Genomic DNA, 26,842 nt, shown 5'->3' on the forward strand with positions numbered 1-26,842 from the left:
CCGGGCTCCTGCACGTACGTGACGCACTGCAAGTGGAGCACCGTGAAACGCCTGCGCTGGCCGAGCTGGATGCCGATCGACCCGTACATCGTGCTGTTGCTCGGCACGGTGGGCCTCGCGGCGCTCTTCCCGGCCCGGGGCACCGGCGCCGACGTGGCCTCCGGGGCGTCCACGGCCGCGATCGCCTTCCTGTTCTTCCTCTACGGCGCCCGGCTCTCCACCCGTGAGGCGCTGGACGGCCTGAGGCACTGGCGGCTCCACGTCACCGTCCTGGCCTGCACCTTCGTGATCTTCCCGGTGCTCGGTGTCGCCGCCCGCGGCCTGGTGCCGGTGGTGCTGACCCAGCCGCTGTACCAGGGGCTGCTGTTCCTCACCCTGGTGCCGTCCACGATCCAGTCGTCGATCGCGTTCACCTCGATCGCCCGCGGAAACGTGCCTGCCGCCATCTGCGCGGGCTCGTTCTCCTCGCTGGTCGGCATCCTCGTCACTCCGCTGCTGGCGGCCGGGCTGCTGGGCAACGACGGCGGCGGGTTCTCCGCGGACTCCGTGGTGAAGATCGTGCTCCAGCTGCTGGTGCCGTTCCTCGCCGGGCAGGTGCTGCGCCCCTGGATCGGAGGGTTCGTCGCCCGGCACAAGAAGGTCCTCGGGCTGGTTGACCGCGGCTCCATCCTGCTGGTCGTCTACACCGCGTTCAGCGAGGGCATGACCCGGGGCATCTGGCACCAGGTCAGCCCCGTCCGGCTGGCCGCGCTGCTCGGTGTCGAGGCCGTCCTGCTGGCCGTGATGCTGGTCCTGACCTGGTACGGCGGCCGGGCGCTCGGCTTCGGCCGGGAGGACCGGATCGCCATCCAGTTCGCCGGGTCGAAGAAGTCCCTCGCCTCCGGTCTGCCCATGGCGAGCGTCCTGTTCGGCGCCCACGCCTCCCTGGCCGTGCTGCCGCTGATGCTCTTCCACCAGATGCAGCTGATGGTGTGCGCGGTCATCGCCAAGCGGCGCTCCCACGACCTGGAGGAGCCCACCCAGGGGTCAGGAGTCTCCTCCGCTCACGCGATCGAGGGGCAGCCACAGGACCGTGTCCTTCGGTGACCGCAGGACCTTCGGGTCGGACAGCTCCTCGTCGGTCAGGGCGCGGTTCCAGACGTGGACCTCGTCGATCGCTCCGGTGAAGAAGGCCCGGCTGTCCATGCGCTGGCCGATGTGCACGCCGAAGGGCGAGTTGCGGCTGACCGAACCGGGCACGTCGGCGACGCCGGACTGCGTACCGTCGACCGACAGCGACAGCCGGCCTCCGCCGCGCCTGAGGACGGCGTGGTGCCACTGACCGTCGTTGTACGCGGTGTCCGTGCGCACGAAGGCGGTCTGCGGAGCCGCCGCACCGTTCCGCACGGTGATCAGCCCTTGCACACGGTGGTTCGCCGGCTCGCCGCGCACCCACACCTGCGGCTGGGTGGTGCCGATGCCGCCCATCCAGAGCAGTGGCTGCTCGCCGGTCGTGGCCGTGTACCGGAACCACAGGGACGCGGTGAAGTCCCCGGAGCCGAGCGGAAGCCCGGGGCGGTACGGCAGGCGTACCGCGTCGTCGGTGCCGTCGAACTCCAGCGCCCCGTCGAACACGCCGTCGGTCTCCTCGGCGTCGCCGAGCACCGCGGCCGGGCGGGCGTGCGGGGCGAGGTCGGCGGTGTGCGGGTCGGGGCCGCGGCGCGGGGCGAGCCACTTCTCGGTGAAGCGGGCGAAGCGGATCTCGTCGCGCGCGTCGACCGCCCCGCCCTCGTACATCAGGCCCACGGTGTCGTGGTCGGCGCGCACCAGGTCGGAGTAACCGGACCAGTCCGTGGTGACGACCGTGCCGCGGTCCACGCTGTCCCAGGTGCGGCCGCCGTCGTAGGAGGAGCGGACCATCATCGTGCGGCGCCGGTCGGGGTCGGCGGGGCAGGCCAGCAGGATGCGGTCGCCGACGCGCAGCATGGAGCCCTGCACCTGTGGGGTGTAGAGGTCCGGGAGGTCGCGGAAGGGCGCGGCGAAGCTGCCGCCGCCGTCCCGGCTGACGGCCTGGGTGCGGTGGCCGAGGTCGGTGCCGTCCTGCTCCCGGCCGCTGACCAGGACCGAGCCGTCCGTGCGTTCGGTGAGGGTGAGTTCGGAGGGCTTCTGCCGGAAGGTGCCGTCGGCGGCGATCGGCCAGGTGTCGGTCGCGCCGATCCGCCAGTGGCCGCCGTGGTCGTCGCTGACGATGAGCGCGGCGTGGTTGGCGCTGACCCGGCTGCCGTCCCACGTCTCGGTGTTGACGCCGAAGACCAGCCGGCCGGCGTACCGGCCGTGGGTGAGCTGGATGCCGTGCACGGGGCCGGTCGCGTACCAGGAGTTCCAGTCGGCGGGCAGGATCTCGGGGCTCAGATCGCGCGGCTCGGACCAGGTCTCGCCGTCGTCGTCGCTGTACTGCAGATGCGGGCTGCGGTCGCAGGGCACCGAGCAGCTGGCGCTGTCCTTACGGCCGGTGTTGTACGTCTCCGCGAGCCAGATCCGGCCGGTGTCGCGGTCCACGATCGGCGCCGGGTTGCCGTGGGTGTCGCCCGCGCCCTCGTTGACCACCTGCAGCGGGCCCCAGGTGCGGCCGCCGTCGGTGGAGCGCTTGACCACGAGGTCGATGTCGGCCGCGTCCCCGCAGTTGAGGACCCGGCCCTCGGCGAACGCCAGCAGCGTGCCGTCGGTCGTCCGCACGATCGCCGGTATCCGGAAGCAGGCGTAGCCCGGGTCCTGCGACGCCTTGAAGAGGACCTGCTGCTCGAACTCGGGAGTATCGGCGGCGGGTTGGGCGTGTGCCGGGTGCGGCAGCACCAGCAGGGCGGCCGCCGTGCAGGCGGCGGCCAGGCAGTTTCTCAGACGGGTGCGGATTCCTGACGGCATGGCGCGACCTGCCCTTCATGCGTCGAGACATGTGGACATCCGGACATCCGACGTCCAACATGCGCGTATCAGACGGTAGTTGGGGCCTCCGGTGCCTCACAAGAAGCGTGCAGCTACTTCAGTGGGCTCACGGGCGCAGCACCACCTTGCCGAGGTTGCTCCGCGACTCGATCGCCTCGTGCGCCTTCGCCGCGTCCTCCAGGGCGAACTCGCCGTGCACGGCGGGCTTCAGGGTGCCGTCGGCGAACAGCCGCCACAGCTCCTGCCGCCACTGCTCGTACAGCTCCGGCCGGCCGCGGGCGATCAGCGCCATCTGGAAGCCGATCACCGACTTGGCGCCGACCAGCAGGTCGTACGCCTGGATCGTGCCGCCGCCCGAGCTGTAGGCGACCAGCCGGCCGTGCGGGGCGAGCGCGGCGAGGGCGGGCGTGAGCAGATCGCCGCCGACCGCGTCCAGGACACAGTCGACCGGCTCGCCCCAGCTGTCGTCGGCGTACCGGACACAGTCGTCCGCGCCCAGCGAGCGGACGAAGTCCGCCTTGGCCGGATCGGACACGGCGCCCACCACCCGGCCCGCACCCCGAGCCCGCGCCAACTGCACCGCGAGCTGCCCGACCCCGCTCGCCGCGGCCGTGACCAGCACCGACTCGCCCCGCACGGGGCGCGCCGATGCCAGCGCGCCGAGCGCCACCAGTCCGCTGCGCACCAGCGCGACCGCGTCGACGGAGGTGGCGCCGTCGGGTACGGGAGAGGCCATGGCCTCGTGCAGCAGGGCGAAGTCGGCGTACCCGTGGCCGAAGCACAGCCCGGTGACCCGGTCACCCGGGCGGAAGCGGGTCACGCCCTCGCCCACGGCCACCACCTCACCGGCGATCTCGCCGCCCAGCGCGATCGGTTCGGCGGCCTCGGTGACCTTGCGGACGATGGGCAGGGTGACGCCGACCGCCTCGCAGCGCACCAGCAGTTCCCCGGGGCCGGGTTCGGGGACGGGTGTCTCCTCCAGGAACAGGGGGCCGCCGGTGGACTCGTACCGGACGCGGCGCATCGCAACCTCCAGGAGCGGGGGTGATCGTTGGGAACACCCATGAATTCGTTGGGAGTCCCAACGATAGCGAGAGATCGTGGGGAAGTCCAATGATTCTTCGGTAGGGTGCACACATGGCCGAAGCTCCCCTCCCCGCGATCCGCGCCCTGCCCAGCTGGCTCCTCGGCCGGGCCGCCGCCCGCGGCCGCTCCCTGGTCGCCGACGCCCTCGCGGCCGAGGGCATGAAGATGTGGCACCACGTGGTGCTCTCCGCCGTCCGCGACCTCGCCCCCGTCGCCCAGGCCGACCTCGGCCGCAGTGTGGGCCTCGACCCCAAGGACCTGGTCGGCGTCCTCAACGACCTGCAGTCCGCCGGCCTCCTCGTGCGCGCCCCCGACCCCAAGGACCGGCGCAAGAACGCGGTGTCCCTCACCGACGACGGCGCCCGCCTGCTCACCCGCTGCGAGAAGGCCGCCCGCGAGGCCAACGACGAACTGCTCGCCCCGCTGTCGACGGCCGAACGCGATCAGTTCATGGGCCTGTTGATCCGGATTTCCGGTACGGACGGCTGATGGCGGCTAACGTTCCGTCATGACCGCAGCCCCCGTACTCGATCCGCAGCGCACCGCCCTCGTCCTCGTCGACCTGATGGACCGCATCGTCGCGCTGCCCCTGGAACCCCGCAAAGGCACCGAAGTGCTCGCCGCCGCCGAGGAGTTGACGGCCGCGTTCCGTGCCGCCGGCGCACTCGTCGTCCTGATCCGGGTCGAACGCCCCGCCGTCGCCGAGCAGCCGCCCGGCAGCGGGCTGGTGGCGGGGCTGTCCAGGGACGGCGACCTGGAGATCGTCAAACGGACCATCGGCGGCTTCCAGGGCACGGGCCTGGACGAGTGGCTGCGCGAACGCGGCATCCGCACCCTGCTGTTCGGCGGCATCGCCACCAACCTCGGCGTCGAGTCCACCGCCCGCGCTGCCGCCGACCTCGGCTACGACCTCGTCTTCGTCGAGGACGCCATGGCCGCGTTCACCACCGCCGAGCACGAGGCCTCGGTCAGGCTCGACTTCCCGAGGCTCGGCACGGTCGTGACCGCCTCCCAGGTACGCCTCGCGACCCGCTGATCCCTCACACCAGCAGCCCGCCCCCGTCCAAGGTCACCACCGACCCGGTGCTGTAACCGCCGCGCATCAGATACAGGTACGCCTCCGCCACATCCGCCGGCTCGCCGACCCGCCCCACCGGCAGCGACTCGGCGGACGACCGGAACAGCCCCTCCCGCCCGGCCTCCGTCAGCTCCCGCCACAGCTCCGTACGCACCACCCCCGGCGCGACCACGTTGACCCGGACCGGCGCCAGCTCCAGGGCCGGCGCCCGGGTCAGCGACTCCATCGCCCCGCACAGCGCCGCCGCGGCCGTCGTCCCCGGCATCGGCCGCCGCCCGGCGGTCCCGGTGGTCGGCACCACCGAACCGCCCTCGCGGATCGAGCCGGCGCCGTACTTCACCGCCGTGTACGCACCCCACAGCCGCGTGTCCAGGAACCGCCGTGCCCGCACGACGGACGCCTCGGCCAGGGTCTCCAGCAGCAGCGACTCACCGGCCGTGTACACCAGGTGGTCGAAACCCCCGACCCCCTCGAAGAAGCCGCGCACCGCCGCCTCGTCCGTCGCGTCCAGCACATGGCCCTCGGCGCTCCCGGGCAGCCGCTTCAGTGCCGCGGCCACACTCTCCCGCCGACGCGAGGCGACCACCACCTCGGCGCCCTCCCGCGCCGCGCCCTCGGCGAGTGCGCGGCGGGCGGAGCCGGCATCACGCTCGTACCGGAGTCCGTCGCCCTGCAGTACTCCCGCCCGGACATCACCTGCGTGCCGGTGCCGGACGCGGAGCCCGACGAGGTGCTGCTGGCCTGGGAGGCGCGCCGACGCTCACCGCTGATCGCCGGCTTCGTCACCGCCGCCCAGGCTCAGGCGGAGGCGGCCGGCTGAGGCGGGGCCCCTGCGGCGCAGGGGGCGCTCCCCGCCGTTCGGGGCCCCGCCGCCGTGCCGCGGGAACCGGTCAGCCCTGGGCGGCCGCGGCCCGCAGGGCGACCCGGTCCTCACCCGCGTACACGTTCATCGAGCTGCCCCGCAGGAAGCCCACCAGGGTCAGACCCGTCTCGGCGGCCAGGTCCACCGCCAGCGACGAGGGCGCCGACACCGCCGCCAGCACCGGGATCCCCGCCATCACGGCCTTCTGCGCCAGCTCGAACGAGGCCCGGCCCGAGACCAGCAGAATCGTCCGGGACAGCGGCAGACCGTCGTTCTGCAGTGCCCGCCCGACCAGCTTGTCGACCGCGTTGTGCCGGCCCACGTCCTCCCGTATGTCCAGCAGCTCCCCGTCCTCGGTGAACAGGGCGGCCGCGTGCAGCCCCCCGGTCCGGTCGAACACCCGCTGGGCCGCCCGCAGCCGGTCGGGGAGGCTCGCCAGCAGCTCGGGGGTGACCCGGACCGGGGGAGTGTCGGCGATCGGCCAGCGCGCGGTCGTGCGCACGGCGTCCAGGCTGGCCTTGCCGCACAGCCCGCACGAGGACGAGGTGTAGACGTTCCGTTCCAGGGTGAAGTCGGGCAGGGCGACGTCCGGGGCGGTCCGCACGTCGACCACGTTGTACGTGTTCGAACCGTCCACCGTCGCCCCGGCGCAGTACACGATGTTCTGCAGATCGGACGCGGTGGCCAGCACACCCTCGCTCACCAGGAACCCCGCCGCCAGCGCGAAGTCGTCGCCCGGCGTGCGCATGGTGATCGCCAGCGGCTTCCCGTTGAGCCGGATCTCCAGGGGTTCCTCGGCGACGAGCGTGTCCGGCCGGGTCGAGACCGCGCCGTCCCGGATGCGGAGGACCTTGCGTCGTTCCGTGACTCGTCCCATGTCCTGATCAGCCCCGGTTCTGTACGTGCTGGTAGCCGAATCGGCCCTTGATGCAGAGATTGCCGTGGGTCACCGGGTTGTCGTGCGGTGAGGTGACCTTCACGATCTCATTGTCCTGCACATGGAGCGTGAGGTTGCAGCCCACACCGCAGTACGCGCACACCGTGGTCGTCTCCGACTGCTTCGACTCGTCCCAGGTACCCGCCGCCCGCATGTCGAACTCCGACTTGAACGAGAGCGCCCCCGTCGGGCACACCTCGATGCAGTTCCCGCAGTACACACAGGCCGAGTCGGTCAGCGGCGCCTCGTGCTCGACGGCGATCCGCGCGTCGAAGCCGCGACCGGCGACCGAGATCGCGAAGGTGTTCTGCCACTGGTCGCCACAGGCGTCGACGCACTTGTAGCACAGGATGCACTTGTCGTAGTCACGCACGTACAGCTCGTTGTCGACCTTCGGCTCCTCGTTCAGCCGGGCCGCGCCGGGGCCGAAGCGGTCCGGCTTCGCCTCGTACTCCTTGATCCACTCGGCGGCCCGCGGAGTGGTCGACAAGTCGACCGAGGAGGCGAGCAGCTCCAGGACGATCTTCCGGCTGTGCCGGGCCCGCTCCGTGTCGGTACGGACCTCCATGCCCGGCTCGGCCTTGCGGGAGCAGGCCGGCACCAGCGTCCGCGACCTCTCCACCTCCACCACGCACACCCGGCAGGCGTTCTTCGGGCGCAGTGTGTCGCCCTGGCACAGGGTCGGGATGTCCTTGCCCGCGGCCCGGCAGGCGTCCAGGATCGTCGAGCCCTCCGGCACCCTGGCCGGCTCGCCGTCGACGGTGAACTCCAGCAGACGGCGCGGGATCCCCAGCGGTGTGACGGTCATTCGTACGCCCCCAGTCGGTCGATGGCGGACTCCACGGCGTTCCACGCGGTCTGCCCCAGTCCGCAGATGGAGGCGTCCCGCATCGCCCGGCCCACCTCGCGCAGCAGGGCGATGTCGTGGGCGACCGCGGCCCCCGTGCGCTCCACGATCCGGGCCAGCGCCTCCTCCTGCCGGACCGTCCCGACCCGGCACGGCACGCACTGCCCGCAGGACTCGTCACGGAAGAACTCGGCGATGCGCAGCAGCAGGCGGGGGAGCGGGACGCCGTCGTCGAAGGCCATGACCACACCGGAGCCGAGCGTGGTCCCGGCCTCCCGGGTGCCCTCGAAGGTGAGCGGGATGCCCAGCTCGTCGGGCCGTACGAAACCGCCGGCGGCCCCACCCAGCAGCACCGCCCGCAGCCCCTCCCGCACCCCGGCCAGGTCCAGCAGCTCGCCGAGCGTCGCACCGAACGGCAGCTCGTACACGCCGGGCCGCGCCACGCTGCCCGACACGCAGAACAGCTTGGGGCCGGTGGACCGTCCGGTGCCGATCGCCGCGTACGCCGGTGCCCCCAGCGTCAGGATCGGGAGCACGTTGACCAGGGTCTCCACGTTGTTCTCGACCGTGGGTCTGCCGAACAGGCCCTTCTCCACCGGGAACGGCGGCTTGGAACGGGGCTCGCCCCGGTAGCCCTCGATGGAGTTGAACAGGGCCGTCTCCTCACCGCAGATGTAGGCGCCGGCGCCGCGCCGGATCTCGATGTCCAGGCGGTAGCCCTGGCCGAGGATGTCGTCGCCGAGCAGACCGCGGGCCCGGGCCTGGTCGATCGCGTGCTGCAGACGCTGCACGGCTCGCGGGTACTCGCCGCGGACGTACACGAAGGCCCGGTGCGCGGAGATCGCGTACGAAGCGATCGTGATCGCCTCCACGAGCGCGTACGGATCGCCCTCCATGAGCACCCGGTCCTTGAAGGTGCCCGGCTCGGACTCGTCGGCGTTGCACACCAGGTAGTGCGGATGATCCGGCTGGGACGCCGTGGCCTGCCACTTGCGGCCGGTCGGGAAGGCCGCACCGCCGCGTCCGACCAGCCCCGAGTCGGTGACCTCCCGGATCACCCCGGCGGGACCCAGCTCGAACGCCCGGCGCAGCGCCGTGTAGCCGCCGTGCGCCCGGTAGTCGTCCAGCGAGGACGGATCCACGACACCGATCCGGCGCAGCAGCACCAGCGACGGATGGCCCGCCTGGGGTAGGGCCGCCACGGCCGGCGGCTCCTCGGGTGCCGCGTCCGGCGCGCTCGCCGCGAGGGCGGCAGCCTCGACGACCGCCGGCGCCGACACGGCCGTACGCACCGGATCGCCCGCCCGGATCGCCAGGGCCGCCGGGGCCCGCTCGCACAGCCCCAGGCAAGGACTGCGCTCGACACTCACCCCGCTGCCCGGGCCGAGCCGTGCCTCGATCCCCGCGCGCAGGTCGCCCGCGCCGGCCGCCGTGCAGGCGAGGTCGGTGCAGACGTGCAGCACGGTGGCCGGGCGGGGCCGGACCGAGAACATGGCGTAGAACGTGGCCACCCCGTACGCCTCCGCGGGTGGCACGGTCAGCCGTCGGCACAGGTAGCCGAGGGCGCCCTCGCTGATCCAGCCGATCCGGTCGTTGATCGCGTGCAGCCCCGGCAGCAGCAGATCGCGCCGGTCGCGGGCCGCACGGCCGCCGCGCGCCCACCTCAGGTCGGCGTCCGTACGGTCGGCGCCCTCCCAGGAGGACTCCGGAGGGCCCAACAACGCGTCCACGGCGGCCCGTTCCTCGTCCGTCGGCTTGCTGTCGCCGAAGTGCAGATCCACGCCCTCACCTCACGTACGTCACGGCAGGCAGCTTCTCGATCCGGATCGCCGACGCCTTGAACTCCGCCGTCCCCGCGATCGGGCAGTTCGCCTCGATCGTCAGCTGGTTGGTGTCCACCTCGTCGGGAAAGTGCATGGTCATGAAGGCGAGGCCGGGCCGCAGCGCGGTGTCGACCCACACCGGCGCCACCACCGACCCGCGCCGCGAGGACACTCGTACCTCCTCGCCCACCACGACCCCATACCGCTCGGCGTCCTCCGGACACAGCTCGACGTACTCGCCGCGCCGCAGCGGAGAGGCGAAACCACCGCTCTGCACACCGGTGTTGTACGAGTCCAGGCGCCGGCCGGTGGTCAGCCGGATCGGGTACTCCTCGTCCGTGAGGTCCACCGGCGGATCGTGCTGCACCAGCCCGAACGGCGCGGCCGGGCCCCGCCTTTCCGGGGCCTTCTCCCACAACCTGCCGTGCAGATGGCCGGGTTCGAGCCGCTGGGTGCTCGGGCACGGCCACTGGATGCCCTGGTGCTCCTCCAGCCGCTCGTACGTCATCCCGTAGTGGTCCGGCGACACCGAGCGCAGCTCGTTCCAGACGGCCTCCGCGTCGGCGTACTTCCAGTCGTGGCCGAGCCGGGCCGCCAGCTCGCAGATGATGTCGATGTCCTCACGGGCCTCGCCGGGCGGGGTCACGGCCCGGCGCACCCGCTGCACCCGCCGCTCGCTGTTGGTGGTCGTCCCCTCCGTCTCCGCCCAGCCCGCGGTCGCCGGCAGCACCACGTCCGCCAACTCGGCCGTCCTCGTGCGGAAGATGTCCTGCACGACGAGGAAGTCCAGCGCCCCCAGCCGGCGCACGGCCTGCTCGCTGTCGGCCTCCGACTGCGCCGGGTTCTCGCCGATGCAGTACACGGCCCGTAGCGAGCCCTCCTCCATCGCCTCGAACATCTCCGTCAGGTTCAGCCCGTAGTGCGGCTGGATGACGGTGTCCCAGGCCGACTCGAACTTCAGCCGGACGTCCGCGTCGAGGATGTCCTGGAAGCCGGGCAGCCGGTTGGGGATCGCGCCCATGTCGCCGCCGCCCTGCACGTTGTTCTGCCCGCGCAGCGGCTGCAGTCCGGAGCCGTAGCGGCCGACATGCCCGGTGAGCAGGGACAGATTGATCAGCGCGCGGACGTTGTCGGTGCCGTTGTGGTGCTCGGTGATGCCGAGCGTCCAGCACAGCTGGGCCCGCTCGGCCCGGGCGTAGGCGTGCGCCAACTCCCTGATGGCGCGGGCCGGTACGCCCGTCACCTTCTCTGCGAGCGACAGCGTCCACGGCTCGACCAGCTTGCGGTACTCCTCGAACCCCGAGGTCGCCCGCTCGACGAACGCCTCGTTGACCAGGCCCGCCCGGATGATCTCCCGGCCGATCGCGTGCGCCATCGGGATGTCCGTGCCGACGTTCAGCCCGAGCCAGCTCTCGGCCCACTCGGCGGTGGACGTCCGTCGCGGGTCGACCGCGTACATCCGGGCGCCGTTCCTGATCCCCTTCAGCACGTGCTGGAAGAAGATCGGGTGCGCGAAGCGGGCGTTGGAGCCCCACATCACGACGACGTCGGTGTGCTCGACCTCCTCGTACGACGACGTGCCGCCGCCCGAGCCGAACGCCGCCGACAGGCCCGCGACGCTGGGCGCGTGACACGTCCGGTTGCAGGAGTCCACGTTGTTGGTGCCCATCACGACCCGGGCGAACTTCTGCGCCACATAGTTCATCTCGTTGGTGGCGCGGGCACAGGAGAACATCCCGAACGCCCCCCGGTGCCGCTCGAGCCCTCGTGCGGCCCGGTCCAGGGCCTCCTCCCAGCTCGCCTCCCGGAACGGTTCGTCGCGGGAGTCGCGCACCAGGGGGCGGGTGAGCCGGGTGTAGGTCTTGGGTTGCCGTTTCCTCATGCGGCGCTCCTCAGCGCGAGCAGGTCCGAGATGGCGTGCACCGTGCGCAGGGTGGGCACCGGCACGCCGGTGATCTCCGCGAGCTCGACGACGGCCGCGAGCAGCACGTCGAGCTCCAGCGGCTTGCCGCGCTCCAGGTCCTGGAGCGTGGAGGTGCGGTGGTCGCCGACGCGTTCCGCGCCCGCGAGCCGCCGTTCGACGGAGACTCCGACCTCGCAGCCCAGCGCCTCGGCCACGGCGAGGGTCTCGCGCATCATCGTCTCGATGACCCGGCGGGTGCCGCCGTGCAGGCACATCTGCCGCATCGTGGCGCGGGCCAGCGCGCTGATCGGGTTGAAGGAGATGTTGCCGAGCAGCTTGACCCAGATGTCGCCGCGCAGGTCCTGCTCCACCGGGCACTTCAGGCCGCCGGCCAGCATCGCCTCGCTGAAGTCCAGGCAGCGTGCCGAGACGCTGCGGTCGGGCTCGCCGACGGAGAACCGGGTGCCCTCCAAGTGCCGTACGACGCCCGGTGACTGGAGTTCGGTCGCGGCGTACACGACGCAGCCGACGGCCCGTTCCGGCGCGAGGACGGCGCTGACGGCGCCGCCCGGGTCGACGCTCTCGACGCGGTGGCCGTCGTAGGGGCCGCCGTGCCGGTGGAAGTACCACCACGGGATGCCGTTCTGGGCGGCCACCACCGCCGTGCGCTCGTGCAGCAGCGGTGTGATCAGCGGCCCGCACGCCGCGTACGCGTTGGCCTTCAGGCCCAGGAAGACGAAGTCGGCCGGGCCGACCTCCGCCGGGTCGTCGGTGGCGTGGGGGTGCGCGGTGAAGTCGCCGCGCGGGCTGAGCACCCGTATTCCGTACTGCCTCATGGCCGCGAGATGCGGTCCACGGGCGATGAGGTGCACGTCGGCGCCCGCGCGGTGGAGCGCGGCACCGACGTAGGCGCCGATCGCACCGGCGCCGAGGACTGCGACTTTCACGGGAGCACTCCGTTCGGTTTGAGGGATACCGCGGAGGTGGGGGGAGAAGGAGCCGGGGCCCGACGGACTGACGGACCAATGACGGCTGAATCCTGTCGACGAAATATTGTCTACAGTATGGAGGGGTGTGCGGCAAGGGTTCGCGCGACGACCGTTGAGCGCAGTCCGCATACCGTTCACCGCATACGGTCGACCCGGCGTCTTCTCAACTCCCGTGCCCCGCCCTACCGTCCGGGACCCATGAGCAGCCCTCCTGTGGCACCCCCGGGGTGGAGCCGCTGGCTCGTCCCGCCCGCAGCCCTCTCCGTCCACCTGTCCATCGGCCAGGCCTACGCCTGGAGTGTGTTCAAGCCGCCCCTGGAGTCCGCGCTCGGGCTCGACGGCACCCGGAGCGCGCTGCCCTTCCAGCTGGCGATCGTGATGCTGGGCCTGTCGGCCGCGTTCGGCGGCACGCTCGTCGAGCGCAACGGGCCGCGCTGGGCGATGACCGTGGCCCTTGTCTGCTTCTCCTCCGGTTTCCTGATCTCCGCGCTCGGCGCCCAGACGAAGCAGTACTGGCTGATCGTCCTCGGCTACGGCTTCGTCGGCGGGATCGGCCTCGGCATCGGCTACATCTCGCCCGTCTCCACCCTGATCAAGTGGTTCCCGGACCGGCCCGGCACGGCCACCGGCATCGCCATCATGGGCTTCGGCGGCGGCGCGCTGATCGCCTCGCCCTGGTCGGCGCAGATGCTCGACTCCTTCGGCACCGGCCACTCCGGGATCGCCCTCGCGTTCCTCGTGCACGGGCTGTCGTACGCCGTCTTCATGACACTCGGCGTGCTCCTCGTACGCGTACCCCGCACCGACCGGCCCGTCGAGGGCGCGCCGGCCGCGGCCGGGAGTGTGCAGGTGTCCGCGCGCAGTGCGGTGCGCACCCCGCAGTTCTGGTGCCTGTGGGTCGTCCTGTGCATGAACGTGACCGCCGGCATCGGCATCCTGGAGAAGGCCGCACCGATGATCACGGACTTCTTCGCGGACAGCTCCACCCCCGTGTCGGCCTCCGCGGCCGCCGGATTCGTCGCCCTCCTGTCGGCCGCCAACATGGCCGGCCGGATCGGCTGGTCGTCCACCTCCGACCTGATCGGGCGCAAGAACATCTACCGCGTCTACCTCGGCGTCGGCGCGCTGATGTACCTGCTCATCGCCCTGTTCGGGGACTCCTCGAAGCCCCTGTTCGTGCTGTGCGCGCTGGTCGTCCTCTCCTTCTACGGCGGCGGCTTCGCCACGGTCCCCGCCTATCTGAAGGACCTCTTCGGCGCGTACCAGGTCGGTGCCATCCACGGCCGGCTGCTCACCGCCTGGTCCACGGCCGGGGTGCTCGGCCCGCTGATCGTCAACTGGATCGCCGACCGGCAGGAGGCGGCCGGGAAGCACGGCTCGTCGCTGTACGGGCTGTCGTTCGGCATCATGATCGGCCTGCTGGTCATCGGCTTCGTCGCCAACGAACTCGTCCGTCCCGTCGACGCCCGCCACCACATCCCCGCCCAGAGGGAGGCCGCCGATGCCCAGCGACAGCAGCCCGCCTAGCCGCCGGATCCTGATCGGCTTCTCCTGGCTGTGGGTCGGGGCGCCCCTCGCGTACGGGGTGTACGAGCTGGTCCGGAAGGCGACACAGCTGTTCACGGGGTGAGTGCTCGGGCGTCCGAGTGTCTGAGGGAAGCCGACAACTCGGGCGCCCGAATCCTGTGGCTTCACCTGCCGTCGTACTCGTGAGTCACTGATCAGACTGGTGGATCCCGCTACCCAGGGCAACGAGGGGATCCCCGACATGCACGGCTCGCGCATCGCCGCCATCGGTCACTATCAGCCCGCGAAGGTACTCACCAACGAGGACCTCGCGGACATGGTCGACACCAGTGACGAGTGGATCCGCAGCCGGGTGGGCATCCGGACCCGGCACATCGCGGGCCCGGACGAACCGGTCGACGAACTCGCCGCGCACGCCGCCGCCAAGGCCCTGGCCGCCGCGGGGCTCACGGCCCAGGACATCGACCTGGTGCTGGTGGCCACGTCCACCGCGATCGACCGCTCCCCGAACACCGCCGCCCGGGTGGCCGCCCGCCTCGGCATCCCGCGGCCGGCCGCGATGGACGTCAACGTCGTCTGCGCCGGCTTCACCCATGCGCTGGCCACCGCCGACCACACGGTACGAGCGGGCGCCGCGACCCGGGCACTGGTGATCGGCGCCGACAAGATGTCCGAGATCGCCGACTGGAGCGACCGCACCACCTGCGTCCTGGTCGGCGACGGGGCCGGGGCGGCCGTGGTCGAGGCGTGCACACCGGGTCAGGAGGCGGGGATCGGGCCGGTGCTGTGGGGATCGGTGCCGGAGATGGGCAACGCGGTGCGCATCGAGGGCACGCCGCCGCGGTTCGCGCAGGAGGGGCAGAGCGTCTACCGCTGGGCCACCACCCAGCTGCCGCCCATCGCCCGGCGCGCCTGCGAGAAGGCCGGCGTCGCACCCGCCGACCTCGCCGCGGTCGTGCTGCACCAGGCCAATCTGCGCATCATCGAGCCGCTCGCGGAGAAGCTCGGCGCCGTCAACGCCGTGATCGCGCGGGACGTCACCGAATCGGGTAACACGTCCGCGGCCAGTATCCCGCTCGCCCTGTCCAAGCTGCTCGAGCAGGGCGCCGTCCGCAGTGGTGACCCGGCTCTGCTGTTCGGCTTCGGCGGCAACCTGTCGTACGCGGGGCAGGTCGTACGGTGCCCGTGACGCCGTCCGCGGGGGCGCACAGGGCGGTGTGACGCGCTCAACTCCCACTTCTTCTGGCTTTTGTGCACCGTAGACTGTAGACGAAAGACAATCCATAGTGGGCAGTCCATCGTGTACTGCAAACAGCCTGGAGGGGGACCACGATGTTGCCGACCGGACTGCCGCAGGGAGCCGTACCCAAGCTGGAACGGCCCGGACCGTTGCGCGACCGTGTCTACGAGGCACTGCTGGAGCTGATCACCACCCGCGCGCTGCGGCCCGGCCAGCACCTCGTGGAGAGCGAACTCGCCGGACACCTGGGTGTCTCCCGCCAGCCGGTCCGCGAGGCGCTGCAGCGGCTCAACACCGAGGGCTGGGTCGACCTGCGGCCCGCACAGGGCGCGTTCGTCCACGAGCCCACCCAGGAGGAGGCCGACCAACTCCTCACGGTCCGCACTCTCCTGGAGGCGGAGGCGGCCCGACTGGCCGCCCGGAACGCCGACAAGGCGGGCATCGACGCCCTGCAGGAGCTGTGCGCCGAGGGTGAGAAGGCGGTCGCGGCCGAGGACGTGGACCGCGCGGTCGCCCTCAACGCGGCCTTCCACGCCAAGGTGATGGAACTGGCGGGCAACACGGTCCTCGCCGAACTGGCCGGCCAGGTCGACCGCCGGGTCCGCTGGTACTACACGCCGGTGGCCCGACAGCGCGGAAAGCAGTCCTGGATCGAACACCGCGAGCTGATAACGGCGATCACCGCCCGCGACGAACAGCGCGCCACCCACCTGATGCGCGAACACACGGAGCACACCCGCCGCTCGTACCACGAACAGAACGCGTCCTGAGCGCAGCCGGCGGCGCGTGCGAGAATCCCCGGATGGGACCGATCACGGACTCCGCGCCCGTCACACTCCTCCCCGCGACTGTCGAACTGCGCCCCGTCGTCGAGCAGTTGTCCCAGCTGTACCGTCACGACATGTCGGAGTTCCTCGGCCATCTCCCGGCGGCCGACGGGAGGTTCGGCTTCCGCGGCCTGCCGCTGTTCTTCGACGAGCCGGAGCGGGAAGCCCTGTTGATCCGGTACGGCACGGCCCCAAGTGGTTTCGTCCTGACCCGTCCCCTGCCCGAGGGCTCGACCTCGATCTCCGCGTTCTTCGTCGTACGGGCCCTGCGCAGGCGCGGCGTCGGCCGACGGGCCGCTCTCCAGCTCCTGCGCTCCCGCCCGGGCGCATGGGCCATCGCCTTCCAGGAGGCCAACAGCGGCGCCGCCCGCTTCTGGCGTGGAATCGCCACCACCGCCGTGGGCTCCGCCTGGCACGAGGAAACCCGCCCGGTACCCCCTCCGGCGCCCGCCGGCCTGCCGGACGACCATTGGATCTTCCTGGACACGGCGGCCTAGGGGTATCGCCCCGCGCACCCGCAGTATCGGATCCGGTCCTGGTCGTGCCGACCCGGCAGCGCAGCCACCGGGCCACGTTCCGGTCAGGGGGTGTCGGTGCGCTCTTCGAGGCGGGTGCCGTGGCGCAGGGTGATCGACATCAGGTCGCTGGGGGCGTCCAGCTCCAGGCGGTGCCAGCGGCCGCGGGGGACGATCACGGCGGTGCCTGCCTGCAGTTGCACCATGTCCTCGGTGTCGCCGTGCCCGGCAGGGCGGAAGTAGAGGCGGACACCGCCGGTCAGGCAGCACACCGCCTCCTCGGCCTCCGGGTGCATCTCCCAGTGGTCGGCGTGCACGTCGGCGTCGGTCTCCACGTGGAAGGTCGCGATCTGCCAGGCACCGGAGTCGCTGCTCGTCATCCGCCGTTCGGCGACTCGGACGGTGCCGTCCGGATGGATGTGCAGTGCCGAGGCGAACAGGTCGATGGGTGAGACGGGCGTCGTCGTCATGACGGCGTTCCTTCCAGTCGGTTCTCTGCGGGGGCGGCGGGTCGCGGGGCAGGTGTTTCGGTCCCGGTGCGGGGCAGTACGCCGATCGCCACGAGGGCCGCGAGCACGAAGAGGGCGGCGGCGATGGCCAGGCCCAGGGCGTAGCCGTCATTGAGGGCGGCAGGAGTGGTGGCCGTTCCGGTGCGGTGTGCGGCGACGGTCGCCAGGGCGGCCAGGCCGATGCAGCCGCCGAGTTGGCGGGAGCTGTTCATGAGACCGGAGGCCATGCCGGCCTCCCGGGGGGCGACACCGGTGGTCGCGGCGGCGACGATCGGGGCGATGACCAGCCCGACGCCGACGCCGGTGATGAGGCAGGGGCCGAGTACGTCGGTGAGGAAGCTGCCGTCCGGACCGATGAAGGGGAACCAGGCGAGGCCTGCGGCGGCCAGCAGGGCGCCGGGCACCAGGGCTGCGCGGGGGGTGCGTGCCGCGGTGACGCGGGTCGCCACGAGCGTGCCCGCGACCAGGCTCACGGAGAACGGCAGGAAAGCGGCGCCGGTTGCTGCGGCACCCATACCCAGAACCTGCTGCATGTACAGGGAGACGAAGTAGAACGAAGCGAACTGCCCCGCCGTGGAGAAGAACACCAGCACGTTGGCGCCGGCGACCCAGCGGCTGCGCAGGAGGCCGAGGCGCAACAGCGGTGTGGGAGTCCTGGATTCGGTGAGGACGAAGGCGGCCAGGAGTGCGGCCGCGGCCACGAGCATCCCCCATGTGGCCGGTGAATCCCATCCTTGGGTGTCGGTGCGGATGACGCCGAGCACCAGCACCCCGACTCCGCCGGTCGCCAGGACGGCGCCGAGTGCATCCAGCCTCTCTCGCCGGACGGCGCGTGCTTCGGCCGGCACGCCTGCGAGAACCAGTGCGAGTGCCACCGCCACGATGGGCAAATTGATCAGCATCACCCAGCGCCAACCCGCGTACTCGGTCAACAGCCCACCCGCCAGCACGCCCAGCGCACCCCCCACGGCGTTCACGCCGCTCCACACCCCGAGCGCGCGCACGCGCTGCGGGCCCTCGGTGAACGTGGTGGTGAGCATCGCCAGTGCGGCCGGGGCGGCCGCGGCGGCCCCCAGTCCCTGACCGGCGCGGGCGGCGATCAGTTGCCAGGGGGCCTGGGCCAGCCCGCCCGCCAGCGAGCACAGCCCGAAGACGGCCAGGCCCAGCACGAACAGCCGGCGCCGGCCGTACAGGTCACCAGCCCGGCCGCCCAGCAGCAGAAAGCCGCCGAGCGCGAGCGCGTATGCGTGCACGACCCACGACAGTCCGAGCGGCGCGAACCCCAGTGCGGTGCGGATCGCGGGCAGTGCGACGTTGACCACCGACAGGTCCAGGGCGACGGCGAACTGGGCGACGGCCACCGCCGCCAGCACCGTTCCAGGACGCCTTCCTAAGTTTTTGTACATGTAAGAAAACTAACCGCACAGACCCGTCGCTGTCGACACCTGAGGGATGATGAGGGCATGCCGCAACCGCCCGCACCGCGCAAAACCCTCGGCCGACCTCCCCGCATCTCCCGCGAGGAGGTCGTGGGGACCGCCCGTCGAATCGTGGCCGCGGAGGGTGTGGACCGGCTGACCATGCGGCGGCTGGCCGCAGAGATCGGCAGTACGCCGATGGCGCTCTACCACCACGTCCGCAACAAGGACGAACTGCTCGTCCTGCTGCTGGACGACTACGCCGCGCGGACGCTGCATCGCCCGGATCTGCCTGACCGGCCTCGCGAGCGGGTCATCGTCGCCGCCGCCGCGATCCATGAGGCACTCGCCGACTGCCCCTGGATCGTGGAGGTGCTGACCGCCGACGACCTGATGGCCGCATCCGCCCTGTGGTTCGTCGAGCAGATCGTCGACGGCCTGGTCGCATGCGGCCTGACCCCCGAGCGGGCCGTACAGGGGTACCGGGCCATCTGGTACTACACCGCCGGAGAGATCATGATCCGGACGACAGCGGTCCGGCGGCGCACGGACGATGACCGTCCTACCTACCGGGAGCGCGTCTTCGCCGATCTCGACCCGAGCGAGCTACCCCGCTTGGCGCAGGTCGCGGACCGGTGGGCGCCGCTGACCGCCGAGGACACCTACCTGGATGGGCTCCGCGCCATGGTGGACGGCCTTCTCGCCGCCCGCTGACGGGTCGACGAGATGTGGACACGGCCTAGGCATCCGCCGGTTGTGCGACTTCGGGCGTCGTCGTGCACCGGTGCGCCTCCACCGCCAGCATCCCCGTCAACACCGCCACCAGGAGCAGCAGTCCGGCGTAGGCCGGGAGGTGGGTGGACGGCAGGGACGTCAGCAGGGCCAGGGAGGCCGCGGTGGCGCGGTAGCGGATCGGGCGGAGGTTCAGGGTGGCGCGGAAGGCCGCGTCACCGGCCAGGAAGAGGGCCACGCCGCCCGCCAGGGCCAGGGCCGGGCCCCAGTGCGGGTGTTCGGTGAGGTGACCGACGGTCTTCTTCACGCCGGCCGCGAGGAAGGCGATGCCCAGCAGCATGGGCAGGAAGGCGTAGTAGTACGCGTTCATCGCCAGCCGCCACCGCTGCGGTGCCGGTGTGGCGCGGAACGCGGCCTCCGCGCCCTCCTCGTCGCGTACGAAGTACGTCCACCACAGCGCGACAGCGAGCGCCAGCGCCAGGAACGCGCCGCCGAACAGGCCCGGCGTGAGCGGCAGATCGCCGATGCCGACGCCGATGGAGATCACGGACTCGCCGAAGGCGATGATCAGCAGCAGCCCGTGCCGCTCCACGAAGTGCGCCGGGTCCAGAGTGCCCAGCTGCACCCGGAGCGTCGCCGCGCTGCGTCCGTCCCTGCGGCCCGGCCCGTGCTCGGCGACGAACGGGGTCACGAACTGCAGGGCGATCGCCAGCAGCCAGAGACCGTCCGCCGCGAGGCCGCCGGTGCCGCCCGCAGCCGTCACGGAGAGGGCGGCCAGCGCGTTCGGGACGCCGTACCAGATGGAGTCCCAGCCGTGGCTGCGGGTGTACAGCGCCGTGTGCACGATCACCACCAGCAGGAAACCCAGTCCGAAGATCACGCCGGTGTCGTCGAAAACCCGGGGGATCGCCAGCGCGCAGACCAGGAACGCGCCCATGCCCAGCATCAGCAGCAGGCGCCGCGACGGGCGGTCGGGCGGCACCTGGTTGGTGAGGTAGGCGTAGGCGCCGTACATCCAGAACAGCACGACCAGGATCAGCGCCACGCGCGCGGCCGTGGCGAACGACAGATTGTGTGCCAGCAGCACGGTGAGCTGGGTCAGTGTGAAGACGAAGACCAGGTCGAAGAAGAGTTCCAGGCTGGTGACCCGGCGTCCTGGTTCCTCGGTGCCTCTGGGCGCGGGCGTGGTGTCCGTGTCCCTGTCCATGGTGCGGTGTTCCCCCTCCGATGCTCGGTGAGCAGATCGTAGAGGGGGAACACCGGTTGAGCGGGAAGGAGTTGGTCGTCAGGAGGCCGTTCGGGGTCGTGCTGCCGGGACCGTCGTGCCGTCGGTCCGCCCCGGCTGCCGGAGCAGCAGGGCGATGGCCGCCGCCACCATCGACACACAACCGGCCAGCGCGTACGCCCCGTTGTAGCCCCACGCGCCGACCACCATCGAGCCGAGGCCGCCGCCGAACAGGCCGCTGACCAACTTGCCGCTGTACACCAGGCCGTAGTTGGTGGCGTTGTAGTTCTCGCCGAAGTAGTCCGGGGTGAGCGCGGCGAAGAGCGGGTAGAAGGCGCCGCCGCCGAAGCCGGAGAGGAAGGCGAAGAACAGGAACAGCCACTCGCTCTTGATGTCGCCCGCCCAGATCACCCCGAACTGGGCGAGCCCCAGGACGACGATGACGAACACGAGGGTCGACTTGCGGCCCCAGCGGTCGGACAGCCAGCCCACGACACCCCGGCCGACGCCGTTGATGACCGCCATCACGCCCATCGAGGAGGCCGCGACCAGCGGGCCGAAGCCCACGTCCTTGGCGAAGTCGACCTGGAACGAGATGCCGAAGATGGAGACTCCGGCGGTCATCACGATGGAGATCCACATCAGCGGGAGCATGCCGGTGCGGATGGCCTCCTTGGGCGTGAACTGCCGTACCGCAGGGGGGTTCTTGGCGAGGCTCGTCGCGTTCTTGCCGTCGCCGGAGAACGTGAGCGGGTCGATGTCGGCCGGCCACCAGTTCTTCGGCGGGTCCTTGAAGAAGAACGCCGAGGCGAGGACCACGATCATCACGTAGCAGCCGATGAGGTCCAGGACCCGGTGGTAGTTCGCCGTGTCGAAGGCGTAGTTGAAGATGAAGATGAAGGGCAGGGAGCCGTACGCGAAGCCGCCGTTGACGAAGCCCGTGCGGGCACCGCGCCGTTCGGGGAACCACTTGCCGACCATGTTGATGCACGTCGCGTACACCAGCCCGGCACCGATCCCGCCGATCACGCCGAAGCCCAGGATCGCCATCCACACATTGCCGAGGTGCGAGAGGGCCAGGAAACCCACCAGGCACAGAGCGGATCCCGCGTACATCGCCCGGCGGGCGGTCAGGATGCCCTTCTCCCGCATCCAGCCCGCCGGGAAGGCGATGCCCGCCTGGAAGAACACCCAGACGCTCAGGATCCAGAAGGTGTTGGACTGCGTCCAGCCGTGTGCGTGGGAGAGGGTGTCCTCCGCGGAGCCGTACGCGTACTCGAAGACGCTGATCGCCATCATGGCGATCCACGGCAGGTACACCATCAGCTTGCGGGAGTGGCCGAGGATGTCCCGGTCGCTCTCCCCGACGCGGTACACGCGCCCGTGCGCGTCCGTCACTTCACGGTACGGCCGCGCGCCTGCGCCGGTGCTGTTCGTGGCTATCGGGTCTGCCGTCATGTCACGCCATCTCCTCGCCGAGCGGGTGCGGGTTGGGGACGATGCGCCGGGCGTTCGGCCTGCCCGGTGCCTTGAGGAAGAGGGCCAGCACCGCGGAGGCCAGACCGATGGAGCCCGCAAGGACGAACGCGCCGTGGTAGTCCCACTCGCCGACGACGACCGCGCCCAGACCGGAGCCGACCAGGCCCGAGATCAGCTTCGAGCTGTAGACCATCCCGTAGTTGGTGGCGTTGTTGTTCTCACCGAAGTAGTCCGCCGTCATGGCCGCGAACAGCGGGAAGATCGCCCCGCCGCCGAAGCCGGAGACCATGGAGCAGAACAGGAAGAAGGGCATGCTGCCCATCTGGCCCGAGACCAGTACCCCGAACTGTGCGGCACCCAGCACCAGGCACACGATGATCAGCGTGTGGCGGCGCCCGTAGCGGTCGGATATCCAGCCGATGACCCCGCGTCCGGTGCCGTTCACGATGGCCTTCAGGGACATCGCCGTGGCCACGATCCCGCCGGCGAAGCCCATGTCCTTGCCGAACGGCACCTGGAAGGCGATGCCGAAGATGTTGATGCCGGCCGTGCACAGCAGACAGAACCACATCATCCACAGGACGGGCGTGCGCGCGGCCTCCTTCGGGGTGTACTGCTTGATCGCCGGAGGGTTCTTCTCCAGCGCCCGCCGGATCTTCGGGTCCGCGGTCGCCTTCAGCGGGTCGATGTGGGCCGGCCACCAGTTCTTCGGCGGGTCCCGGAAGAACCAGCCGGCCGAGGCCACCATCAGACACAGCCCGATGCCGACCAGGCTGAGCACCGTCCGGTAGTTGCTCAGGTCCAGATAGGACGTGAAGAGGAACACGAACGGCACGGACCCGTAGGCGAACCCGCCGTTGACGAACCCGGTCTTGCCGCCCTTGCGCTCCGGATACCACTTGCCGACCATGTTCACGCAGGTCGCGTAGACCAGGCCGGCGCCGATGCCGCTGCACATGCCGAAGCCGAGATAGGCGACCACCACGTTCGGCGCGAACGCCAGCGCCAGATAGCCCAGCAGCGTGCCGGCCGCTCCCATCAGCATGGCCGTACGGGCGGGAAGCCGTCCGCTCTCCCGCAGCCGCCCCGCCGGGAAGGCCACGGCCGCCTGGAAGAACACCCAGACGCCCATCAGCCAGAAGATGTGCCCGCTGCTCCACAGATGTGCCTCGTGGAGCGTGTCCTCCGCCGACGTGAACGCGTACTCGGCGGAGCTGATGCCCATCATGCCCACCCAGGGCAGGACGACCATCCACTTCCGTGTCCGGCCCATCAGATCGACGTCTCGCTCGCCGATCCGGTACACGCGGCCGTTGCGGTCCGTCACCTCCCTGTAGGGGACGGACGTCGTGCAGTCGGTGGTTCTCATCCCTGCTAGCACCCCTTGCGTCGAAAGCTCTGGCCAGCGCCCCCTGTCCAATGCCTTTCGTGCGCGCACGGGTCCCGGGCCCGGCCGACGCGCACCGTCGGCCGGGCCCCGCTCACTCACCTCATGAACCGCCCCCCGACATCCCGCCCGTCTCCCGCCACCGCCCTACCGGAGGGCCTTCGGCCCGCAGCCTTTCCGCCGCCCGCGCCCACCGGTACTTCGCGCCGAGCACGGCCACCGGCCGCTCGGTGGTGTACGGGTAGGCCACGACCCCGCGCTCGTACAGGTACTGGCAGGCCTCCTCGACCTCGACGTCCCCGGCGAGGGACGCCACGACCGGTTTCTCGACGCCCCGTTCGCGGAACTCGGCGACCACGCGCGCGGTCAACTCGGCGAACACCATCGGCGGGGTGACGATCGTGTGCCAGTAGCCGAGCACCAGCGCGTGGATGCGCGGGTCCTCGAACCCCAGCCGGATCGTCGCCTCGTACGTCGACGGCGGTTCGCCCCCGGTGATGTCCACGGGGTTGCCGGCCGCACCGAACGGCGGGATGTACCGGCGGAACGCCTCGTCCAGGTCGGGCGGGATCTCCATCAGCGACAGCCCGTTGTCCGTCACCGCGTCGGACAGCAGCACGCCGCTGCCGCCCGCCCCGGTGATGATCACGACGTTGTCCCCCTTAGGGGTGGGCAGGACGGGGAGGCCGCGGGCGTACTCCAGCATGTCGTTCAGGCCCGGCGCCCGGATGACGCCCGCCTGCCGCAGGATGTCGTCGTACACCGCGTCGTCGCCCGCGAGGGCGCCGGTGTGCGAACCGGCCGCCTTCGCGCCCGCCGCCGTACGGCCTGCCTTCAGCACCACGACGGGCTTCTTCGGCACGGTCGCCCGGGCCGCCGCCACGAACGCCCGCCCGTCCTTGAGGTCTTCGAGGTGCATGGCGATGCACTGGGTGTGCGGGTCCTCGCCGAACCAGGTCAGCAGGTCGTCCTCGTCCAGGTCCGACTTGTTGCCGAGGCCGACGATCGCCGACACGCCCGTCTTCGTGGTGCGGGCGAAGCCCAGGACGGCCATGCCGATGCCACCGGACTGCGAGGTCAGTGCCACCCCTCCCTTGACGTCGTACGGCGTGCAGAACGTGGCACACAGGTCCTGCCAGGTGGAGTAGTAGCCGTAGATGTTCGGGCCGAGGAGACGGATGCCGTGCCGCTCGGCGATCGCCACGATCTGCGCCTGGAGTTCGTGCTCGCCGGTCTCCGCGAAACCGGAGGGGATGAGGACGGCGTTGGGGATGTTCCTGCGTCCCACCTCCTCCAGGGCCGCGGTCACGAACCTGGCGGGAATGGCGAACACGGCCACATCCACCTCACCGGGAACGTCCGTGACACTCTTGTACGCCTTGCGGCCCAGAATGTCATCGGCCTTGGGGTTCACCGGGTGGATCTCCCCGGCGAAACCGCCGTCGACGAGGTTGCGCATCACCGAATTGCCGATCTTGCCCTGCTCGTTGGAGGCGCCGATGACGGCGACGGAGGAGGGCTGCATCAGCCGGCGCATGGACGCGAGGATCTGGTCGCGTGTGTACGTCTTCCTCGGTACCGGCTGCTGCTCGGCGAGGATCACCCGGATGTCGGCGGCGACCGCATCCTCCGCCGTCGCGATCACCGGGTTGAGGTCCACCTCGGCGATCTCCGGGAAGTCCGCGACCAGTTGGGACACCCGCCGGATCTGCTCGGCGACCGCCCACCGGTCCACACCCGCCTGCCCGCGCACCCCGCGCAGGATCTCCGCCGAACGGATGGAGTCGAGCATCGACAGCGCCTCGTCGGCCGACACCGGCGCGAGCCGGAACGTCACGTCCTTCAGCACCTCGACCAGCACCCCGCCGAGCCCGAACGCCACGACCTTCCCGAACGTGGGGTCGGTGACCGCGCCGACGATGATCTCCTGCCCCCGGGGCAGCAGCTCCTGCACCTGCACGCCCTCGATGCGCGCGTCCGCGTCGTACGCCCGCGCGTTCTCGACGATCCTGTGGAACGCGGCCCGTACGTCCGCCGCGCCCTCCACCCCGACGACCACACCGCCGGCGTCGGTCTTGTGCAGGATGTCCGGGGAGACGATCTTCATCACGACGGGCCCGCCGAAGCGTGCCGCGTACGCCACGGCCTCGTCGACGTCGGTCGCCAGTTCCTCACCCGGCACGGCGATCCCGTACGCGTCGGCGATCACCTTGCCCTCGGGCGCGGTCAGCGCGGTACGGCCCTCGGCGCGCACGGCGTCGAGCAGCGACCGCACCTTCAGCACCCGGTCCTCAGCCATCACGTCAGATCACTCCGTTCGACTTCAGCAGGCGCAACTCGTCGTCGCCGAGGCCCAGTTCGCCGATGTAGACCTCTTCGTTGTGCTCGCCGAGCAGCGGTGAACCCGTCACCTCGACGGGGGAGTCGGAGAGCTTGAGCGGACTGCCGACGGTCACGAACTCGCCGCGCTCGGGGTGCGGGACGCGCACCACCATCTCGTTGGCGGCCAGCGAGGCGTCCTCGATGATCTCCTTGGTGGACAGGATCGGCCCGCACGGGATGTTGTGCGCGTTCAGCCGCTCCAGCACCTCCCACTTGGGGAGCGTGGACGACCACTCCTCGATCAGCTGGAACATCTTGTTCAGCTTCGGCAGCCGGGCCTCGGGCGTCGCCCACTCGGGGTCGTCGGCGAGTTCGGGCCGGCCGATGAGCTCGCTGAGCGGCTGCCAGCCGACGGGCTGCACGATGACGTACACGTAGTCGTTGGGTCCGCCCGGCGCGCACTTGACGGCCCAGCCGGGCTGACCGCCGCCGGACGCGTTCCCGGACCTGGGGACCTCGGTGCCGAAGTCCTCGTTGGGATATTCGGCGAGCGGGCCGTGTGCCAGGCGCTGCTGGTCGCGCAGCTTCACCCGGCAGAGGTTGAGCACGGCGTGCTGCATGGCCACGTTGACCCGCTGACCGCGCCCGGTGTGCTCCCGCTGGTACAGCGCCGCGAGTATCCCCGCCACGGCGTGGACGCCCGTGCCCGAGTCCCCGATCTGGGCCCCCGTGGCCAGCGGCGGCCCGTCCTCGAAACCGGTGGTCGACATCGACCCGCCCATGGCCTGCGCGACGACCTCGTACGCCTTGAAGCCGGTGTACGGGCCGTCCCCGAACCCCTTGATGGAGGCATAGACGATCCGCGGGTTGATCTCCCGGATGCGGTCCCAGGTGAACCCCATCCGGTCGACGGCGCCCGGCCCGAAGTTCTCGACCATGACGTCCGAGCGCCGGATGAGCTCGGTGAGGATCTCCTTGCCGCGCTCGGTCTTGGTGTTGAGCGTGATGCTCCGCTTGTTGCAGTTGAGCATCGTGAAGTACAGCGAGTCGACGTCCGGCAGGTCCCGCAGCTGCCCCCGGGTGATGTCGCCGCTCGGCGCCTCCAGCTTGACGACGTCGGCGCCGAGCCAGGCGAGCAGTTGGGTGGCGGAGGGACCGGACTGGACGTGGGTCATGTCGAGGACGCGGATGCCGGTCAGTGCCTTGGTGGTCAC

Annotated in this window: 25 protein-coding genes; 10 read left to right on the forward strand and 15 right to left on the reverse strand. The window is 71.0% G+C overall.

Annotated features, from left to right (window positions below):
• The first annotated feature begins 69 nt into the window (after positions 1–69).
• A complete protein-coding gene (locus ACIRVH_RS03275) occupies positions 70–1,086 on the forward strand; it encodes a bile acid:sodium symporter family protein (RefSeq protein ID WP_403947812.1) in 1,017 nt (338 codons plus the stop codon).
• Here the strand turns inward: ACIRVH_RS03275 and ACIRVH_RS03280 are convergent.
• Together ACIRVH_RS03280 and ACIRVH_RS03285 are read right to left on the reverse strand one after the other, a co-directional pair.
• Positions 1,027–2,901: an exo-alpha-sialidase gene (locus ACIRVH_RS03280; RefSeq protein WP_403947699.1), complete on the reverse strand. Its 1,875-nt coding sequence runs from the start codon at positions 2,899–2,901 to the stop codon at positions 1,027–1,029. The two genes, ACIRVH_RS03275 and ACIRVH_RS03280, sit on opposite strands and share 60 nt — an antisense overlap.
• Positions 2,902–3,028: 127 nt before the next feature.
• Positions 3,029–3,946: a zinc-binding alcohol dehydrogenase family protein gene (locus ACIRVH_RS03285; RefSeq protein ID WP_403947701.1), complete on the reverse strand. Its 918-nt coding sequence runs from the start codon at positions 3,944–3,946 to the stop codon at positions 3,029–3,031.
• 113 nt (positions 3,947–4,059) lie between these two features.
• Between ACIRVH_RS03285 and ACIRVH_RS03290 the strand changes: the two genes are divergently transcribed.
• Both ACIRVH_RS03290 and ACIRVH_RS03295 read left to right on the forward strand, forming a co-directional pair.
• Positions 4,060–4,497: a MarR family winged helix-turn-helix transcriptional regulator gene (locus ACIRVH_RS03290; RefSeq protein ID WP_403947703.1), complete on the forward strand. Its 438-nt coding sequence runs from the start codon at positions 4,060–4,062 to the stop codon at positions 4,495–4,497.
• Positions 4,498–4,516: 19 nt separating this feature from the next.
• A complete protein-coding gene (locus ACIRVH_RS03295) occupies positions 4,517–5,044 on the forward strand; it encodes an isochorismatase family protein (protein WP_403947704.1) in 528 nt (175 codons plus the stop codon).
• A gap of 4 nt (positions 5,045–5,048) precedes the next feature.
• Here the strand turns inward: ACIRVH_RS03295 and ACIRVH_RS03300 are convergent, their stop codons facing one another.
• Positions 5,049–5,675, reverse strand: coding sequence for an SDR family oxidoreductase (locus tag ACIRVH_RS03300; protein WP_403947706.1), 627 nt, complete (start codon positions 5,673–5,675; stop codon positions 5,049–5,051).
• Between ACIRVH_RS03300 and ACIRVH_RS03305 the strand changes: the two genes are divergently transcribed.
• A complete protein-coding gene (locus ACIRVH_RS03305) occupies positions 5,601–5,906 on the forward strand; it encodes a LysR substrate-binding domain-containing protein (protein WP_403947826.1) in 306 nt (101 codons plus the stop codon). The two genes, ACIRVH_RS03300 and ACIRVH_RS03305, sit on opposite strands and share 75 nt — an antisense overlap.
• Before the next feature lie 70 nt (positions 5,907–5,976).
• Here the strand turns inward: ACIRVH_RS03305 and fdhD are convergent, their stop codons facing one another.
• Genes fdhD through ACIRVH_RS03330 form a run of 5 tightly spaced genes read right to left on the reverse strand, consistent with a single transcriptional unit; the run spans position 5,977 to position 12,405 of the window.
• Positions 5,977–6,825 carry a formate dehydrogenase accessory sulfurtransferase FdhD gene (fdhD, locus tag ACIRVH_RS03310; RefSeq protein WP_403947708.1) on the reverse strand — a complete coding sequence of 283 codons (849 nt, stop codon included), beginning with the start codon at positions 6,823–6,825 and terminating at the stop codon, positions 5,977–5,979.
• Between the two features lie 7 nt (positions 6,826–6,832).
• Positions 6,833–7,693, reverse strand: coding sequence for a 2Fe-2S iron-sulfur cluster-binding protein (locus ACIRVH_RS03315; protein WP_403947710.1), 861 nt, complete (start codon positions 7,691–7,693; stop codon positions 6,833–6,835).
• Entirely contained in the window at positions 7,690–9,513 is a 1,824-nt protein-coding gene (locus tag ACIRVH_RS03320) for an NADH-ubiquinone oxidoreductase-F iron-sulfur binding region domain-containing protein (RefSeq protein WP_403947712.1), read from the reverse strand. Before ACIRVH_RS03320 ends, ACIRVH_RS03315 begins: the two co-directional genes overlap by 4 nt.
• A 4-nt stretch (positions 9,514–9,517) precedes the next feature.
• Positions 9,518–11,437, reverse strand: a complete 1,920-nt coding sequence (locus ACIRVH_RS03325) for a molybdopterin oxidoreductase family protein (protein WP_403947713.1) — start codon at positions 11,435–11,437, stop codon at positions 9,518–9,520.
• Positions 11,434–12,405: a 2-dehydropantoate 2-reductase gene (locus ACIRVH_RS03330; protein ID WP_403947715.1), complete on the reverse strand. Its 972-nt coding sequence runs from the start codon at positions 12,403–12,405 to the stop codon at positions 11,434–11,436. The genes ACIRVH_RS03325 and ACIRVH_RS03330 overlap by 4 nt, the downstream gene beginning before the upstream one ends.
• Before the next feature lie 240 nt (positions 12,406–12,645).
• On the opposite strand from ACIRVH_RS03330, the gene ACIRVH_RS03335 reads away from it, so the two are divergent.
• The 5 genes from ACIRVH_RS03335 to ACIRVH_RS03355 all read left to right on the forward strand — a co-directional run bounded on the left by ACIRVH_RS03335 (position 12,646) and on the right by ACIRVH_RS03355 (position 16,538).
• The gene (locus ACIRVH_RS03335; RefSeq protein WP_403947717.1) at positions 12,646–13,974 is read left to right on the forward strand and encodes an OFA family MFS transporter; all 1,329 of its coding nucleotides are present in this window, start codon (positions 12,646–12,648) and stop codon (positions 13,972–13,974) included.
• Positions 13,949–14,077: a hypothetical protein gene (locus ACIRVH_RS03340; RefSeq protein ID WP_403947719.1), complete on the forward strand. Its 129-nt coding sequence runs from the start codon at positions 13,949–13,951 to the stop codon at positions 14,075–14,077. The genes ACIRVH_RS03335 and ACIRVH_RS03340 overlap by 26 nt, the downstream gene beginning before the upstream one ends.
• Positions 14,078–14,215: 138 nt before the next feature.
• Positions 14,216–15,163: a beta-ketoacyl-ACP synthase III gene (locus tag ACIRVH_RS03345; RefSeq protein WP_403947814.1), complete on the forward strand. Its 948-nt coding sequence runs from the start codon at positions 14,216–14,218 to the stop codon at positions 15,161–15,163.
• Positions 15,164–15,306: 143 nt separating this feature from the next.
• Positions 15,307–15,984 carry a GntR family transcriptional regulator gene (locus ACIRVH_RS03350; protein ID WP_403947721.1) on the forward strand — a complete coding sequence of 226 codons (678 nt, stop codon included), beginning with the start codon at positions 15,307–15,309 and terminating at the stop codon, positions 15,982–15,984.
• Between the two features lie 32 nt (positions 15,985–16,016).
• Positions 16,017–16,538 (forward strand): GNAT family N-acetyltransferase, encoded by a 522-nt coding sequence (locus ACIRVH_RS03355; protein WP_403947723.1) that lies wholly within the window; start codon positions 16,017–16,019, stop codon positions 16,536–16,538.
• A gap of 83 nt (positions 16,539–16,621) precedes the next feature.
• Here the strand turns inward: ACIRVH_RS03355 and ACIRVH_RS03360 are convergent, their stop codons facing one another.
• Both ACIRVH_RS03360 and ACIRVH_RS03365 read right to left on the reverse strand, forming a co-directional pair.
• Positions 16,622–17,026 carry a cupin gene (locus ACIRVH_RS03360; protein ID WP_403947724.1) on the reverse strand — a complete coding sequence of 135 codons (405 nt, stop codon included), beginning with the start codon at positions 17,024–17,026 and terminating at the stop codon, positions 16,622–16,624.
• Positions 17,023–18,471, reverse strand: a complete 1,449-nt coding sequence (locus ACIRVH_RS03365; protein WP_403947726.1) for an MFS transporter — start codon at positions 18,469–18,471, stop codon at positions 17,023–17,025. Before ACIRVH_RS03365 ends, ACIRVH_RS03360 begins: the two co-directional genes overlap by 4 nt.
• Before the next feature lie 57 nt (positions 18,472–18,528).
• Between ACIRVH_RS03365 and ACIRVH_RS03370 the strand changes: the two genes are divergently transcribed.
• The gene (locus ACIRVH_RS03370; RefSeq protein ID WP_403947727.1) at positions 18,529–19,197 is read left to right on the forward strand and encodes a TetR/AcrR family transcriptional regulator; all 669 of its coding nucleotides are present in this window, start codon (positions 18,529–18,531) and stop codon (positions 19,195–19,197) included.
• A gap of 25 nt (positions 19,198–19,222) precedes the next feature.
• Here ACIRVH_RS03370 and ACIRVH_RS03375 read toward each other — a convergent pair whose 3' ends face one another.
• The 5 genes from ACIRVH_RS03375 to frc form a co-directional block, all read right to left on the reverse strand.
• On the reverse strand, positions 19,223–20,422 hold the full coding sequence (locus ACIRVH_RS03375; RefSeq protein ID WP_403947729.1) for a low temperature requirement protein A: 1,200 nt from the start codon (positions 20,420–20,422) through the stop codon (positions 19,223–19,225).
• A 78-nt stretch (positions 20,423–20,500) separates the two neighbouring features.
• Positions 20,501–21,898, reverse strand: coding sequence for an OFA family MFS transporter (locus ACIRVH_RS03380; RefSeq protein ID WP_403947731.1), 1,398 nt, complete (start codon positions 21,896–21,898; stop codon positions 20,501–20,503).
• A gap of 1 nt (position 21,899) precedes the next feature.
• Positions 21,900–23,288 carry an OFA family MFS transporter gene (locus ACIRVH_RS03385; protein ID WP_403947733.1) on the reverse strand — a complete coding sequence of 463 codons (1,389 nt, stop codon included), beginning with the start codon at positions 23,286–23,288 and terminating at the stop codon, positions 21,900–21,902.
• Between the two features lie 121 nt (positions 23,289–23,409).
• Entirely contained in the window at positions 23,410–25,605 is a 2,196-nt protein-coding gene (locus tag ACIRVH_RS03390; protein WP_403947735.1) for an acetate--CoA ligase family protein, read from the reverse strand.
• Positions 25,606–25,609: 4 nt separating this feature from the next.
• Positions 25,610–26,842, reverse strand: a complete 1,233-nt coding sequence (gene frc, locus ACIRVH_RS03395) for a formyl-CoA transferase (protein WP_403947737.1) — start codon at positions 26,840–26,842, stop codon at positions 25,610–25,612.

The organism is Streptomyces sp. NPDC101165, from assembly GCF_044768135.1.
Lineage (GTDB): Bacteria > Actinomycetota > Actinomycetes > Streptomycetales > Streptomycetaceae > Streptomyces.

Bases quoted from the DNA above. Each gene is read 5' to 3' on its own strand.
- ACIRVH_RS03275 (WP_403947812.1), top strand. From the start codon at position 70: ATGCCGATCGACCCGTACATCGTGCTGTTGCTCGGCACGGTGGGCCTC.
- ACIRVH_RS03345 (WP_403947814.1), top strand. From the start codon at position 14,216: ATGCACGGCTCGCGCATCGCCGCCATCGGTCACTATCAGCCCGCGAAG.
- ACIRVH_RS03295 (WP_403947704.1), top strand. From the start codon at position 4,517: ATGACCGCAGCCCCCGTACTCGATCCGCAGCGCACCGCCCTCGTCCTC.
- ACIRVH_RS03375 (WP_403947729.1), bottom strand. From the start codon at position 20,422: ATGGACAGGGACACGGACACCACGCCCGCGCCCAGAGGCACCGAGGAA.
- ACIRVH_RS03380 (WP_403947731.1), bottom strand. From the start codon at position 21,898: ATGACGGCAGACCCGATAGCCACGAACAGCACCGGCGCAGGCGCGCGG.
- ACIRVH_RS03325 (WP_403947713.1), bottom strand. From the start codon at position 11,437: ATGAGGAAACGGCAACCCAAGACCTACACCCGGCTCACCCGCCCCCTG.
- ACIRVH_RS03370 (WP_403947727.1), top strand. From the start codon at position 18,529: ATGCCGCAACCGCCCGCACCGCGCAAAACCCTCGGCCGACCTCCCCGC.
- ACIRVH_RS03335 (WP_403947717.1), top strand. From the start codon at position 12,646: ATGAGCAGCCCTCCTGTGGCACCCCCGGGGTGGAGCCGCTGGCTCGTC.
- ACIRVH_RS03285 (WP_403947701.1), bottom strand. From the start codon at position 3,946: ATGCGCCGCGTCCGGTACGAGTCCACCGGCGGCCCCCTGTTCCTGGAG.
- ACIRVH_RS03360 (WP_403947724.1), bottom strand. From the start codon at position 17,026: ATGACGACGACGCCCGTCTCACCCATCGACCTGTTCGCCTCGGCACTG.
- fdhD (WP_403947708.1), bottom strand. From the start codon at position 6,825: ATGGGACGAGTCACGGAACGACGCAAGGTCCTCCGCATCCGGGACGGC.
- ACIRVH_RS03290 (WP_403947703.1), top strand. From the start codon at position 4,060: ATGGCCGAAGCTCCCCTCCCCGCGATCCGCGCCCTGCCCAGCTGGCTC.
- ACIRVH_RS03305 (WP_403947826.1), top strand. From the start codon at position 5,601: ATGGCCCTCGGCGCTCCCGGGCAGCCGCTTCAGTGCCGCGGCCACACT.
- ACIRVH_RS03390 (WP_403947735.1), bottom strand. From the start codon at position 25,605: ATGGCTGAGGACCGGGTGCTGAAGGTGCGGTCGCTGCTCGACGCCGTG.
- ACIRVH_RS03355 (WP_403947723.1), top strand. From the start codon at position 16,017: ATGGGACCGATCACGGACTCCGCGCCCGTCACACTCCTCCCCGCGACT.
- ACIRVH_RS03280 (WP_403947699.1), bottom strand. From the start codon at position 2,901: ATGCCGTCAGGAATCCGCACCCGTCTGAGAAACTGCCTGGCCGCCGCC.
- ACIRVH_RS03315 (WP_403947710.1), bottom strand. From the start codon at position 7,693: ATGACCGTCACACCGCTGGGGATCCCGCGCCGTCTGCTGGAGTTCACC.
- ACIRVH_RS03365 (WP_403947726.1), bottom strand. From the start codon at position 18,471: ATGTACAAAAACTTAGGAAGGCGTCCTGGAACGGTGCTGGCGGCGGTG.
- ACIRVH_RS03340 (WP_403947719.1), top strand. From the start codon at position 13,949: ATGCCCAGCGACAGCAGCCCGCCTAGCCGCCGGATCCTGATCGGCTTC.
- ACIRVH_RS03385 (WP_403947733.1), bottom strand. From the start codon at position 23,288: ATGAGAACCACCGACTGCACGACGTCCGTCCCCTACAGGGAGGTGACG.
- ACIRVH_RS03350 (WP_403947721.1), top strand. From the start codon at position 15,307: ATGTTGCCGACCGGACTGCCGCAGGGAGCCGTACCCAAGCTGGAACGG.